13 protein-coding genes and 2 pseudogenes are annotated in these 13641 nt (G+C 36.7%); 11 read left to right on the top strand and 4 right to left on the bottom strand.

Translation table 11 applies throughout. The annotated features are described in order from the left end of the window. The first annotated feature begins 11 nt into the window (after positions 1-11). Positions 12-728: a glycosyltransferase family 2 protein gene (locus tag QNH17_RS13290; RefSeq protein WP_283879115.1), complete on the top strand. Its 717-nt coding sequence runs from the start codon at positions 12-14 to the stop codon at positions 726-728. Here QNH17_RS13290 and QNH17_RS13295 read toward each other — a convergent pair. The 3 genes and pseudogenes from QNH17_RS13295 to QNH17_RS13305 all read right to left on the bottom strand — a co-directional run. Next, a pseudogene (locus QNH17_RS13295) lies at positions 658-830 on the bottom strand (transposase); the annotation flags it as partial. The gene QNH17_RS13290 and the pseudogene QNH17_RS13295 overlap by 71 nt on opposite strands. Before the next feature lie 386 nt (positions 831-1216). Beyond that, positions 1217-2389 carry a beta-aspartyl-peptidase gene (gene iadA / locus QNH17_RS13300; protein ID WP_283879116.1) on the bottom strand — a complete coding sequence of 391 codons (1173 nt, stop codon included), beginning with the start codon at positions 2387-2389 and terminating at the stop codon, positions 1217-1219. A 33-nt stretch (positions 2390-2422) separates the two neighbouring features. Continuing rightward, complete coding sequence (locus QNH17_RS13305) at positions 2423-3853, bottom strand: YfcC family protein (protein ID WP_283879117.1); 1431 nt, start codon at positions 3851-3853, stop codon at positions 2423-2425. A gap of 278 nt (positions 3854-4131) precedes the next feature. Here QNH17_RS13305 and QNH17_RS13310 point away from each other — a divergent pair, with 278 nt between their 5' ends. The 10 genes and pseudogenes from QNH17_RS13310 (at position 4132) to QNH17_RS13355 (ending at position 12844) form a co-directional block, all read left to right on the top strand. Next, entirely contained in the window at positions 4132-6153 is a 2022-nt protein-coding gene (locus QNH17_RS13310) for a sigma 54-interacting transcriptional regulator (protein WP_283879118.1), read from the top strand. Positions 6154-6382: 229 nt separating this feature from the next. Beyond that, positions 6383-7204, top strand: coding sequence for an Imm26 family immunity protein (locus QNH17_RS13315; protein WP_283879119.1), 822 nt, complete (start codon positions 6383-6385; stop codon positions 7202-7204). 226 nt (positions 7205-7430) lie between these two features. Continuing rightward, positions 7431-7901 (top strand): hypothetical protein, encoded by a 471-nt coding sequence (locus QNH17_RS13320; protein ID WP_283879120.1) that lies wholly within the window; start codon positions 7431-7433, stop codon positions 7899-7901. 155 nt (positions 7902-8056) lie between these two features. Continuing rightward, complete coding sequence (locus QNH17_RS13325) at positions 8057-8488, top strand: hypothetical protein (RefSeq protein WP_283879121.1); 432 nt, start codon at positions 8057-8059, stop codon at positions 8486-8488. Between the two features lie 202 nt (positions 8489-8690). Next, the gene (locus QNH17_RS13330; protein ID WP_283879122.1) at positions 8691-9188 is read left to right on the top strand and encodes a DinB family protein; all 498 of its coding nucleotides are present in this window, start codon (positions 8691-8693) and stop codon (positions 9186-9188) included. Between the two features lie 354 nt (positions 9189-9542). Beyond that, entirely contained in the window at positions 9543-10031 is a 489-nt protein-coding gene (locus tag QNH17_RS13335; protein WP_283879123.1) for a DinB family protein, read from the top strand. 442 nt (positions 10032-10473) lie between these two features. Beyond that, positions 10474-10715 (top strand): annotated as a pseudogene (locus QNH17_RS13340) (TauD/TfdA dioxygenase family protein); the annotation flags it as partial. An 86-nt stretch (positions 10716-10801) separates the two neighbouring features. Then, entirely contained in the window at positions 10802-11182 is a 381-nt protein-coding gene (locus QNH17_RS13345) for a DMT family transporter (RefSeq protein ID WP_283879124.1), read from the top strand. Positions 11183-11518: 336 nt separating this feature from the next. Next, positions 11519-12331 carry a protein phosphatase 2C domain-containing protein gene (locus QNH17_RS13350; RefSeq protein WP_283879125.1) on the top strand — a complete coding sequence of 271 codons (813 nt, stop codon included), beginning with the start codon at positions 11519-11521 and terminating at the stop codon, positions 12329-12331. A 15-nt stretch (positions 12332-12346) separates the two neighbouring features. Beyond that, positions 12347-12844 (top strand): peptidoglycan recognition protein family protein, encoded by a 498-nt coding sequence (locus QNH17_RS13355; protein WP_283879126.1) that lies wholly within the window; start codon positions 12347-12349, stop codon positions 12842-12844. Between the two features lie 99 nt (positions 12845-12943). On the opposite strand, the gene QNH17_RS13360 is transcribed toward QNH17_RS13355, so the two are convergent. Further along, positions 12944-13561, bottom strand: coding sequence for an NUDIX hydrolase (locus tag QNH17_RS13360; RefSeq protein ID WP_283879127.1), 618 nt, complete (start codon positions 13559-13561; stop codon positions 12944-12946). Positions 13562-13641: the final 80 nt, after the last annotated feature.

Genomic DNA, 13641 nt, shown 5'->3' on the forward strand with positions numbered 1-13641 from the left:
GGGGTGAAAAAATGGTCTCTATTATTACTTGTACCATAAGAGATGAATGTATGGATAATGTTTTTAAGAATTATCAACAGCAAACATGGTGGGAAAAAGAATTAATTATTATATTGAATAAAGATTCCATGGACATTGATAAATGGATTAAGAAAGCAAAGGAATATCCGAATGTTCGGGTTTATCAACTGCATGAAAAGGCTGCTTTAGGTGATTGTTTAAATTTTGGGGTCTTGAACTCAAATTATGATATTATAGCCAAATTTGACGATGATGATTATTACGGACCTGATTATATTGCAAATGCAATGTCCGTCTTTGAAGATCCTAATATCTCCGTTGTTGGAAAAAGCTCTATTTATATATACTTCAAAAATAAAAAGGCTTTAATTCATGTTCCAGGAATCGAAAATTCAATGTCCGATACAGTTGCTGGTGCAACTTTGATGTTTAGAAAAAATGTGTTTTATTATGTCCGTTTTGAAAAAGTAAATCGTGCGGAGGATTACTTTTTTATCGATCAATGCAAAAAAGAAGGCTTTAGGATCTATTCAACAGATCGTTATGATTTTGCTGCTATTCGACAAGACTCAGCAAACCATACTTGGAAGATTTCAGACGAGGATTTGATGGGGTGGGGAGACTTGGTTGAATATACTAAGAATTTTCAATCATTGGTTCAAAAAAGTAAACTACTTTACACATTAAATTCATGGCAGCAAAAGTAAGCATCTCTTGCATGGTAAGATTTTTTTTAGGTCTCTAAAGAGTGTCTAACGCATACCATGCTTTTCTTTTGCATCCGCAAAGACACGTTCAAGAGTTTCTTGTGAAATAATCTACTTAAACTAAAGGGTGCAAGAGTGCATTAAAGCAACGCAATTGCGTTGCTTATTTTAATGGAAAAATATTTCCTATATAATTCCTGTCTGATGCTCCACTCAATGATTTGATAGTCCGTATGCGATGAGCTAAACTGGCAGACTTGAGGCTTTCGCTTAATTTTCCAAGTAAGCCTTTAAATCATCAGTTGTTAATTTTTTCATGCAAGAACACTCCGCTCGTTTTGATTTATAATCAAAGTATAAATCTTAAACCTGAAGAAAAAGGGGGGAATAATTCTTAATATTTCTTAAGAATTCGTTTTGATTCATTAATGTCTCCACAAGAAAGCTAAAAAAACCACAGTCTTAAGGACTGTGGTTTTGAAAAACTACTATTCAAAAGTCCCCTTAACCAACGGAACTCCCCGCTCAACCATGATTTGACCCCTGGCAATCACCGTCCGGATGTCCAGCGATTCTCTGTCTAATAAAACAAAGTCAGCATCTTTTCCTTTTTGGATGGCGCCTTTATGAGGCAGCTTTAAAACTTGTGCTGGATTGGAGGTAATCACCTGGATTGCTTGCTCTAAAGGAATGCCTTCTTCTAGTATGGCGTCGCGCACTTCTTGGAACAAAGAAGACATTTTTCCCACCTTCAAACCGTTAAACTCACCATTATCGTCAAAATAGGGAAGGCTGGCCTGACCATCCGATGAAAAGGTAATACCGCCAATCGGCACTCCCTGCTCCAGCATGATTTTTAGTCCTGTCGAACACTTTACTTCCCCTTCTTCTAAAAACTGTGGAATCGTACTGGTGGTAAAGTCGACATAGCCACCCATTTTGGCATAGGAAATCCCGGCTGTAAATAGCTCCATATTCCGATTAATGTGAGTAGGATGAAAATGACGGGCTGGAATCTCTGTTTGATCAAGGATTTTTTCAAGTAATGATAATTGTTCTTTCCCATCCCCGACATGAATCTCCAAAAGTCCGGCTTTTCCTGATAAAATCCCGCCGTTTCTTGCGGCCGTGGCAATCCTCACCAGCTCTTGAAAAGTAGGCTGAGAAGAACGATGATCAGAGATGGCGATTTCTCCGACACCGATAATTTTATCAATTAAGATAATATCGTCCTCGATGCGGTTTGTTAAGGTCTTAACAGGAACTTGATACGACCCGGTATGAATGTAACAGGTCACACCTTCTTCCTCAAGGGCGCGCGCTTTTGCGAGCAGACTTTCCATCCTTCTAGTCGTTCCGTCTGTTCCCAGCACCCCGACTAGAGTGGTGACCCCGCTTGTCGTAATATCCGTTAACATTAATTCCGGGGTACGCGTTTTAAACCCTCCTTCACCGCCTCCGCCAATAATATGGACATGGGCATCGATAAACCCTGGTACAACCAACTGTCCTGTTGCATCAATGATCTTTATCGGCGCAAATTGGGCTGGAATTTCCATTTGTTCAGCAACATAAGCAATTTTATCTGCAGCAATAAGTACATCCTTTACTCCTAAATAATGGGGTGCATAAACTTCGCCGTTTTTTATTAATGTTAACAATTGCTTTCTCTCCTTACTTCTTTACTGCATTTTTTAAAATGGCCCATATTCCGTTAAGTATGCTATTACAACAGCCACTAATCCTATTACATATTGAATTAGAATCAACGGTAACACCCATTTTGCCCACTTAGTCCATGGAATTCCTGCAATCGCCAGTCCGGCCATTAACGTCCCAGCTGTAGGGAAGATGATATTCCCGATTCCATCAGCAAATGAGAACGAAAGAACAGCGGTTTGCCTTGATATATTTAATAAATCGGCTAGCGGCGTCATAATCGGCATCGTTAACATCGCATGACCGCTTCCAGAGGCTAAAATGAAATGAATGAGTGCTTGGAAATTATACATGCCGATTACGCTTAAATAGGCGGGCACATCCTTAATCGCCTCTGAGATTCCAAACAGCATGGAATCTACAATAAATCCCTGGTTTAAGACGACAAGAGTGGCACGGGATAAACCAATCACAAGTGCTCCGCCAATTAAGGCCGCCGAACCGCTTGTGAAGGAACTAACCATTTTATCAACAGACAATCTGCCAATCAATCCAATTACAACCGTCAGCGCCACAAACAAGGCGGCTATTTCTGTAATATACCATTGATATTTAATGACACCAAAAGCAAGGACCACATAGTTTAAGAGAAAAGCCGTTAAAATCAGCTTGTGCTTCGTCGTCAACTTGGTGGTAGAATTTAATAGTTCTGAGGCATTTTCTTTTGAATAATTTCCATAAAATCCAATGGAAGGATTCTTTTTTACTTTCATCGCATAACGATAGACAAAGATAACAGAAACAAGATAGACAATCACAAAAAGGACCAACCTGTAGCCAATTCCTGAAAACATTGGCAGCTCCGCAATCCCTTGGGCAATCCCAACAGTAAAAGGATTCATAACAGCTGTCGTAAATCCGGCAGAAGCTCCCAATAGCACCATAGCTGTCCCTGTTAAGGTGTCAAAGCCAAGCGCCAGCGCCAGGGGAATCAACAGTGGGATATAGGCTAGGGTTTCTTCCGCCATCCCCATTAATGACCCACCAGCTGCAAAAAATAACATCATTATCGGGATTAATAGCTTTTCACGTTTGGATAATTTTCTTGCCATCGTGCTAATTAACACATCGACAGTGCCTGTTGCACTTAAGACCCCAAAAAAGCCCCCGATGATTAAAACAAAGAAAACGATATTTGCGGCCTCGACCATTCCCGTATGAACGGCTTTAATCATCTCAAATGGTCCAACCGGAGTGGCATCCTTCCATTTAAACGTACCTGGGTCGATCACGGTGCGTCCATCCACCTCAACACGAGTATACTCACCCGCAGGCACCAAATAAGTTAATATCGTAGCTATTAGTAAAATTCCTAGTAATAATGCAAAAACATTAATTTTCCTCTGCTTCTTTTCCATTTTATCTCCTGACGGAGTCACGTCTAATTTTCTTGCATTTTGGCTCATACTATCTCTCCCTTTGTTCTAGTTTCCATTCCTAAAATCATTCATAATAGCGTTTCCATTTTGGTAAACCTTTGAAAATCTCCCTTAAGTGGTACTCCTTCCGTGTGAAATTTAAGAAACAATTGCATAATTTTTATGCATGCTCTTATAAATGCAAGTATTGTGCCAGTTTTAAAAACGGTTCTGCTTGGTTTTTCTTTCATTTTCTTGTTGTTTTTGGTTGTTTATAGTTCTTTATGGGTGTATTATTGAACCAATTAAAAAGTAGAGGTGGTTTCATGAATAAGCCATGTATAACATTGATAGCCGGAGGGACGACTACCAGAAAAGGACTGCATGAGCAGATTGAACAATTGCTTGGTGACTATGCAGAGATCAAGAGCTATGCCGTTGATGAAGGATTGCCAACTCAAATAAATGAATCAATTATATTATTTTCCTCAGAAGCTATTAAAACGGAAGTAAATGCCCAAACTGCCATTCTATGCGACCACTTTATTGTCGGAAAAAGAACAATCCATCATGAATATATCGATCAGCTTCTGCAAATTCCAAGTCACACCAAAGTCCTGTTAGTTAACGATAACTACTCGGAAACGATTGATTTCATTGAATCCCTATATCAGCATGGAATTGATCATGTACAGTTTGTCCCTTTTCGAAGGGAGCAAATCTTTTATGAAGGCATCGAAATTGCGGTTTCTCCTGGGGAAACGCACCTTTGTCCGCCCTTCATCAAGCAAGTAATCGATGTCCGTGTCCGGCTTTTTGACATGACAACCATTTTGAAACTAGTAGAATTTTGTAATTTGAGTACCGATATTTTTTCAAGTATATCGGGGAGATATATTCGAAATATCATTGAACTCCATAAAAAATTACTTATCGCAGATCAACAAACGAACCAACTAAAGGATCATTTACAGAAGGTCGTTGATTCGGTGGACGACGGAATCCTTGCGATTAATCAAGATCAAGAAATAACGGTCTTTAATCATCGGTTAGAGGCTCTGTTCCACCTATCAGTTCAGGAAGTGATTTATCAACCCGTAAAAAAAATTCTGCAGCAGGAATTGGTGGACTTTATCTTAAACAGCAAGGAAACTAGTTCATTTTTTAATATTAAGGGTGTGGATGTGGTGGTTTACCGCTTCCAAATGAGCACGGAAAATACCATTGTCGCTACATTTAAAAGCGTCAATCAAGCGTTTGAAATTGAAAAAACAGCCCAAAGGCAACTAAAAATGAAAGGATTTACGGCCAAATATGATTTAAACGATATTATCGGGGAGCATCCCTCTATTATATATAGCAAACAAATTGCGAAAAAACTGGCCTTGTCCGAACACCCGATTTTTATTCTTGGGGAAACTGGGACAGGAAAAGAGCTCTTCGCTAATGCCATGCACCTTCATTCCATGAGAAAAAATGGACCTTTTCTAGCCGTGAATTGCAGTGCATTAACTGAAAGTCTGCTGGAAAGTGAATTATTCGGGTATGAGGAAGGGGCTTTTACGGGTGCTCAGAGGGGGGGCAAAAAAGGACTCTTTGAACTCGCCGATAACGGAACTTTGTTTTTAGATGAAATCGGAGATATCAGCATGACACTTCAATCCCATTTATTACGGGTCCTTCAAGAAAGTGAGATTCGTAGAATTGGGGGAGATAAAATCATTCCGATTAACGTTCGAATAATTAGCGCTACTAATAAAAATATCCAAGAAAAAATTCAAGAAGGCACGTTCCGGTCAGACTTATTTTATCGCCTTAATGTCCTTCATTTTTCCATACCGCCTTTAAGGGAGCGCAAAAGCGACCTTCCTTTGCTCGTGCATCATTTTATCAGGAAAAGTGGAAAATGGGTAAAAATGGAGCAGGGAGTCATGGACCGCCTGTTACAGTATGAGTGGCCAGGAAATATTCGTGAGTTAAAAAGCAATATTGATTATATGCTGACCGTATGCGAAAACAATCTCATCACCGAAAAGGAAATTCCGATGAACAGCTTACAGCACCATGATCATTTTGAAACCATATCAGCGCCGCTGGCCGAAAGTGTACTTGAAAACAGTGAATATTTGTATATTTTAGACCTAATAAATAAATGCAATGAAACAGGAAAAGCAGCAAGCCGCGATTGGATTTCCTATCAAAGCCATAAAGCAAATCGGCCTCTATCACCACAGCAGGTTAGGAAACGACTGGATTTTCTGGAATCAAACGGCTTGATTGTAAAAGGCAAAGGACGGGCCGGGACAAAGATAACTGCCAAAGGAGCAGAAATGTTAGTTAATCGGTAAAACAGGATGGACCTTTATGGTGAAGCGATTATTTTTTCGCTTCATGAATGGCAAACGGGTGCAAGAGTTCAAGATGGACCGCTTCGGCGGTCTTTTTATGAGGATCGCTGCAGCGGTCCCTTAGTGTTGCTATACTAACGTTGCAGGATAGTTGAACAACCTTGCCCCTTGTTTTAGTTCTTTTTTTTGTAATAGAATCAAATATAATATGTGTGTCGGGAGGTCTAATATGGTTGATAGTGAAAATTTGACTTTAGATATTGGAATAGTTAAAATTCATCTTCCTGATGCAATTAATCCCAGTTTTATGATTGCACAAAGCTTAGGTGAGGAATTGGGTTTAGTAACAAATTATGAAGCTGAAGAAAAATTACGCAATACTTTGAAAAACAAGGATAGAGACATTTATAAAAAAATAAAAATCGACACTGAAGCTGGCTGTGTATTTATTAATGCAAATTCAAAACAAGGCAATAGTATTTTTGAAGTGGCAATAATAATTAATGAATTAGCGATACCACCATTTCGTCAAGAACTAATTTCAGAACATATCGAAGAAGCAAGAAAAGTTCTGACAACCTGGAAACGTCCTAAATCACAAAAATGGCAAGAAGGTGATATATTTGCCATTCCATTATCGGATAGGACATTTGGGTATGGACAGGTAATATGGCATCAAAATAAAAAATCTTCTGTTACTTGTGCTATATTTGATTGTCGGAGTAAAGAAATAAAAGCAAAAGAGGATATTGTTCAATCGAACGTTATATCAGTTATGACAGTGAAAAATTTATTTGATTTAAACAGCGGCAAATGGAAAGTATTAGGTAGGCATTCATTGGTCATAGAAAATTTCAATGTTCTTGAACATAGCGGCAATACTGGAGTAGGTTTAAAGATTTATCAAGAATCTACACTTAGCAGTTTTATTGAAGCATATTTTGCGATAAAACCCTGGAACCATTTACCTTTTAAAAATAACTTTATGGATACACTTCTTTTGCCAGGAACTGTTCGACCTGACAATGTTATTATCCTGACGAAAGAATAGAAGTAATTATATTAAACAGACGAATGTTATAAAGTGCTGAAAGTACACTAATTAGTTTTTTTTTCTGAAAGTTTCTGAAACATTGTACTTAAACTATCGGGTGCAAGAGTTTAAGATGTGGATCGCTTCGGCGGTTCTTTTTCTTGTTGCACTAGAGGAGCAGGTTAGTTGAAGTACAATATGCTAGAATTAAAGGAAATTATTTAGTGAGCGGTGGAGTTAAAGAATGCTGAACTTATCGGGGAAGGCGGCTGTATACCAACTTGGATTGGGTATAGGGTATTTTAAAATTCCTAAAGTAGTTGAATGGGTTGATTTAACCATATTACAATTGGACTCTTCTGAAATTCCTAATCAATTGTACGAAGTTTCGTTATCGAGTACTAAAAAAATCGATGACGTTATCAGCTTGTTAAGTGAAATTACCAGAGGAAATTACATAGAAACTGCATCAAAAGTTATTTTAGGTCTTCTGTGCAAATCATTTGAGAAAAAAGAAATCGAAATTCAACAAATGGTCACTTTGATGTATAGATTAGCTTGGGAACGAAATATTGAAGATGAAATATTTTCAAAAATAAATGGATTAGACGCAGACTATGAAATGGCTGTTGATGGATTTGGAGATATGCAACGTGTGAAAAAAGAAATACATGAATTTTTATGTAGATATGAAATGTACGGTGAGTTAATATAATGCTTGTTTAACTAACGGAGGCTTTGTTAAGGACGATAATCGCTGCGGCGGTCTTTTTTGTTGTTGTGCTAACGAAGCATGTTAGTAAAAGAAGGAGTATGAACTATTTAACAAGAATATTAGATAAAACTTATTAATAATAAGGTGAATAAGTTGTGAGGGCAGTTGGAGTTATGATAAAGAGAAAAGTGGATTGGAAGGAAATAGTTTGGGTCAATATTTTTTTTATTTTATACATGATAATAGGCACATTTTGGATGGACTATCTGTACAAGAATGATAACTTGATAAATATTTATACTACTTTAGGTGTAGCAATATTTTTAATTCTGCCGTATGGGTATATGAACTCAAGAGTTGAATTGGGAAGGTGGTATATTTTATTTTTAATTCCGTTTATTCCATATTTGGTATATCAAATGTTACTTTCACCAATTTGGTACAAAATTTTATCAAATCCCTATAAAAGTGATGACTTAGGAGTAGGTCTGCTTTCACTAATGATTGGGTTTCTCCATTGGTTTTCAATAGTAATTGCAATTTTCTTAGGATATGTAGTAAAAGGTTTTAGGACTTCCAAAATCTAATGTTTCCTCAATTAACAAGTGCAATAGTAGAAGATTAAGGGTTGCTGCGGCATCCTTTTTTATTGTTAAGCTAACAGAGCAGGTTAACGTAAGAAGGATATTTTTCTATAATCTTGAATACATAATAAAAGTACTGATTTTTTGGGGGATGTTATGATTGAAAATCGACGTTTAAAAACTAAAAAGTGAGGAGATTGATTTTATGCAAGTTGTATCCAAAATGTTTTTAGAACAACTCGACATGCATTGCTATGAGAATGAGTGGTTTGCATCTATGGATCAGGCGCTTCATGGAGTCGTCGCAGCTGAGGCAGCATGGACAAGTTCGGGAATCAGCAATTCGATTTGGCAGATTGTCAACCACTTGATATTTTGGAATGAAGACGTAATCCATCGAATTAAGGGCACAGAGAATCCGCATAAAGCAGAAGGCAATGATGAAACCTTTGGAAATCCAGGAGATCCAGAAGACGAAATTGGGTGGACCCAGACAGTGCAGCGCCTTTATGAAGTCATGAATAAATTAAAAACGGTCATTGCGGACCTTGACGATGAAAAGTTAACAGCTCCGTATGCAGCTAACAGTTACTCTATTGAGCGTTTACTCAGCAATATCATGATGCACGATACGTATCATCTCGGCCAAATTGTTCTGTTGCGAAAGTTACAATCCTCTTGGAGTGGCGTTGATTGGTCCTAACGAAATGAATGAGCTGTTTCCGTCAATGCCCAAGACTGTTGTTAAAGTACGACTTAATTCGATTGGCAGAAAGACCCTTTGAAGGGGAGATATGTTACGCTAAGGAGATTTTAAAGCATTTATAATTATAATTCCAGCTGCCATTCTCGGCGACTTTTCTTATTGAAGTAACTTGTGCTTATGTTAAAGAGGGGAATGCTTCTGCGAACCATTTTATTATTTTGTATTTAGTTTAATAAGAATTCTAACCATATGAAATAGTCTTTTTTTTTAATAAATGAATAATTAGTAAAGAAAGGTCTTTCCATACATGTATAGAGTATGAAAGTTTATTTGTTAAAGGTGGGTGTTTGGATGCTTCAACACGAATATAGATGGGTTCGGCAGACTAGAGGAACTCTGTTAGATTTTTGTAGGAAAATAGATTCTAATCATTTTACTCATACAAATGGTTTCGGGTGGCAAAGTGTAAGAGACACATTGGTTCATATAGCAGATTGCTATGTTGCATGGCTTGGCTCATTTGTTTTGCTGAAGACAAATAAACCACTTACTCCAAGGGAAGAATTACATAATCTCGGTTTAGAGGAAATAATAGCACGATTTGAACAAGTAGATTCAATAGTAAATGAATTATTTGAACAATTTGGACATAAATTAAATGTGCAAATTGATAGAGAAATCCCTTGGAGAGAAGCATCTGAACTATTATCTATTACACCCCGTAAATTGCTAATGCACACCATTACTCACGAGGTTCATCATAAGGGACAAATAGTAGCCATGCTCCGTCAGATGGGTTATGAGCCCCCAAATACAGATGTTTTAGGAACAGAAGATTAATATATTCTAGAACTATTTTGGCGATGTTTAATGGACATTGCCTTTTTTGTTGAGAGTAAATTTATGGTGTATCGTACTTAAAGTAACTAGGTGCTTTAGTTAAAAATGTCTTTGAATTTAAGACTGGGTGTAGTTTAGGTTCATATGAGACTGGGCTATTTGTTTATAAACAAATAGCACCGGAAATACGGTGCAAATTGATACGCATTGTCCTTTACAATATTTAACTGTGAATTCACGTTTTGCGATAAGAAAAGGAACACGGGATTTTTTTAGGCTTTTCCGATGATGTAAACCACTCACTATTTCTTTCCATTTCCTCCAAAGACACAGATATTTTTTTCATAGTTCCTTGGAAGACAGTGGTAAGAACAGCTTAACACCCCGTTTATTAAATCGAAGTATTTTAAATCGGCTATTAGATTACTAATGTAACCAGCTGCTTTTTGTCAATCCTTCATTTACGACCAGAATCATTGGACTTGATGAGGATGAGAGGAAGAATTGCTGGAATTTTTATTTCGGCAAACACATATACCTGAATATCAGGTTCGTTTTCATTGGCAACCTCATTCCATCGCTTTCTGGGATAATCGTGCTACTCAGCATTATGCTGTTTCAGATTATTATCCTTACGAGCGTTTAGCGGAACGTGTAACCATTGCAGGAGATTCTCCTTATTAACATTTTCTTTTACAAGGATTCGGAAACGGATAAATATACTTTATTCGTTTCTTTTGTTTGTTAGCCCAAGTGAAGGAGTAGATATGATGAGTTGGTTTTATTTGATTTTAGGTATATGTGCTGAAATTATTGGAACAACGTCCATGAAACTTTCGCAAGGTTTCACCAAGTTATTTCCTTCAATAGCTATTTTTGTTTTCTATGGATTGAGTTTATCTCTTGTGACACTGTCACTCAAAAAAATTGATATAAGTGTAGCGTATGCCATCTGGTCAGGTATTGGAACCGCAACCATAGCTATGGTGGGGTTATTCTTTTTTAAAGAACACATTTCCTTACTTAAAGTTGGTTCTATTATTCTAATTATTTTAGGTGTTGTAGGATTAAATATTGCAGATAATACGCACGAAGCGATGGACAATACAAAATTTAAAGACGAAGCAATAAGTAGATTACTAAACAAATAAATTGTGATAAATAATACCCCGCTTATTTGAATTTACGATGGTTAAATTGGGGGTCTTACAGGAAAAGACTGTATTCGTTTTTTTTTGAGTTGCTATCGATACGTACTTTTGCGTTAATCCAAGTAGGATTAACGCTTTTTTAATAGAACTTATTTGTTAATGAACAAAATCCACAGGGACGGTTCACATGGTTTAAATCAGACCAAAAGATAGGGTTCCACAAGCAATATAGGCAAATTGGGGCATCAGTATTAAAATTTCACATTAATTCATATCATGTTTTATATAATTAATCGCTTTTCTGTTAATTTTTATAAAAAAGTAGGTGGACAACCAATGAAAGTTGAGACTTTTTTTAGGGCTTCCCCTCATAAAAGTGTAAGTGAAGATTCAATCGTATTAAATGAAAAGATAAATGTTTATGGGGTTTTTGATGGGGCAACTCCATTAATGCCATTCCAAGATGAAAACGGAATGACCGGTGCATATCTAGCATCTAATATATTTAAAGATTATTTCTTTAGACTCTACCAAAGTAACCTTTCATTAGTTGAAGGAATCATGGCTGCTAATAGAATGTTGAGAGAACACATGGAAAAATACCAGGTGAATCAGGAAAAATATGAAAATCTTTGGTCAACATGTGCTGCAATAATAAAGATTGAAAAAGACGGAAAGATTTCTTATGCTCAGCTTGGTGATTGTATGATCATTGCTGAGTATCAAAACGGAACCATAAAAGCCTTAACAAGGGATACTGTGAAGGATATAAGTTATAGGGCGAAGGCATGGCGTGAAGAACAAAGAAAGCAAGGAATTAACATTCCAGATGAGGAGTATTATCAGGATCGTACTCATCAGCTTATCTTTAATCGTTCATTAGCTAATAAGGAATATGGTTACACTGTAGCTAATGGAAAAAAAGAAGTTTTACATTTTATTCAGCATGGTCTAGTAAATATCAGTGAAATCAAAACATTATTAATGATAACAGATGGACTTTTTCATCCAAACTATTCAATGGAAGAAACATTTAAAAGGATACATACTAACGGTTTACAAGTATATTCTTGTGAATTAGAACAATATGAGAAAAGGAATAATCTTCGCTCAGATGATAAGACGGGGATCATGATTCAGCTTATGTGATGAGGAGAGGTCTACATGAAAGTTGAACCGGGATGGATTAAAGATATTAATTTATCATTTAAAGAACAGCTTCTTGCTTTAAAAGTTGTCATGTACGTCATAGTACACCATACAGAAGAAATAGGTTGGGATATTCATATGACGCATAGATTTCATCAGAATCATCGTCGATGGAGTGGAATAGGATACAATTTTTTTATTGAGGAAAATGGTGAAATTATTAAAGGAAGAGGATATCATGTTGGAGCACACGCCTATTCATATAATGAAAAATCAATAGGTATTTGTCTAGCTGGTAATTTTGATATTCAAACTCCATCAGAAGAGCAGCTGAAATCATTGAGTAAATTATGCATTTTCCTATTACATCAATTTAATTTATCAACTACTCGCATTTTGGGACATCGTGAATTAAAAGGGGTCACAAAAACTTGTCCAGGTAAAAACTTTAATATGGACCAATTCAGAGAATCTATTAGGATGCAGTGGACAAATGATAAAGATAAAGAGTGAAGTTCAAATTAAAACCAAGATGTATTTTGAGGGATTTCAAATATATCTTGGTCTAAAACATTTAATGATTAAAAAAGGAAGTAGCATTCTAAATTAAACTTAATCAAAATAAACGGCTTCATGGGGATTTTTTAAGTATTTAAAAGCCATCTCAATTTGTGACTTTGTATTTCGAGCTGTTGACAGAGTAGGCAGTTCGTTTTCAGCAAAGAACTTTACTTCACTTGTTTCAATTCCTTTAGCTGGCACCCCGCCAATTATTTCACATTGAATAAATATTTTATAAACATGAAAAGCAGAAGGAGGGTGTGGATGGCACTTTTTATCGGTTACAGCTAATACTTTGATCGGATTCACATTAAATCCCGATTCTTCTTTTACCTCTTTAACAGCGACTTCACTTGGGGTATGTCCAATGTCAGCCCAGCCGCCAGGTAATGCCCAGTTACCATCGGTATTTTCCCGGACCATCAGTATTTTATCATCCTTAAAGACTACTGCCCTAATATCAACCTTTGGAGTTGCATAGCCAGTTTCACCTGCAAATAAATCTTTGATCACAGGCCTGTCCATACTTGTGTAATGTGCTAAAATGTCAACGCTTATATTTCTTATGATTTCAAATCTCTCCAAGTCATAAACATCTTTTGAATACGTTAATCCCGCCTGTGCAATGGATTGAAGTTGTTTCGCCCAATCCAGCCATTTAGGTTCCAATATCATCATCTCCAGCTAGTCTAATAATATTTACTATTACTATATATATTCATCAAGCTAAAATTTGCTACAACTCCTGA

It is taken from the genome of Neobacillus sp. SuZ13, assembly GCF_030123365.1.
Classification (GTDB): Bacteria; Bacillota; Bacilli; order Bacillales; family Cytobacillaceae; genus Neobacillus.

Excerpts from the sequence above, each read along its gene's own strand:
- QNH17_RS13290 (WP_283879115.1), top strand. The coding sequence starts at position 12 with ATGGTCTCTATTATTACTTGTACCATAAGAGATGAATGTATGGATAAT.
- QNH17_RS13305 (WP_283879117.1), bottom strand. The coding sequence starts at position 3,853 with ATGAGCCAAAATGCAAGAAAATTAGACGTGACTCCGTCAGGAGATAAA.
- QNH17_RS13310 (WP_283879118.1), top strand. The coding sequence starts at position 4,132 with ATGAATAAGCCATGTATAACATTGATAGCCGGAGGGACGACTACCAGA.
- QNH17_RS13315 (WP_283879119.1), top strand. The coding sequence starts at position 6,383 with ATGGTTGATAGTGAAAATTTGACTTTAGATATTGGAATAGTTAAAATT.
- QNH17_RS13320 (WP_283879120.1), top strand. The coding sequence starts at position 7,431 with ATGCTGAACTTATCGGGGAAGGCGGCTGTATACCAACTTGGATTGGGT.
- QNH17_RS13330 (WP_283879122.1), top strand. The coding sequence starts at position 8,691 with ATGCAAGTTGTATCCAAAATGTTTTTAGAACAACTCGACATGCATTGC.
- QNH17_RS13335 (WP_283879123.1), top strand. The coding sequence starts at position 9,543 with ATGCTTCAACACGAATATAGATGGGTTCGGCAGACTAGAGGAACTCTG.
- QNH17_RS13345 (WP_283879124.1), top strand. The coding sequence starts at position 10,802 with ATGAGTTGGTTTTATTTGATTTTAGGTATATGTGCTGAAATTATTGGA.
- QNH17_RS13350 (WP_283879125.1), top strand. The coding sequence starts at position 11,519 with ATGAAAGTTGAGACTTTTTTTAGGGCTTCCCCTCATAAAAGTGTAAGT.
- QNH17_RS13355 (WP_283879126.1), top strand. The coding sequence starts at position 12,347 with ATGAAAGTTGAACCGGGATGGATTAAAGATATTAATTTATCATTTAAA.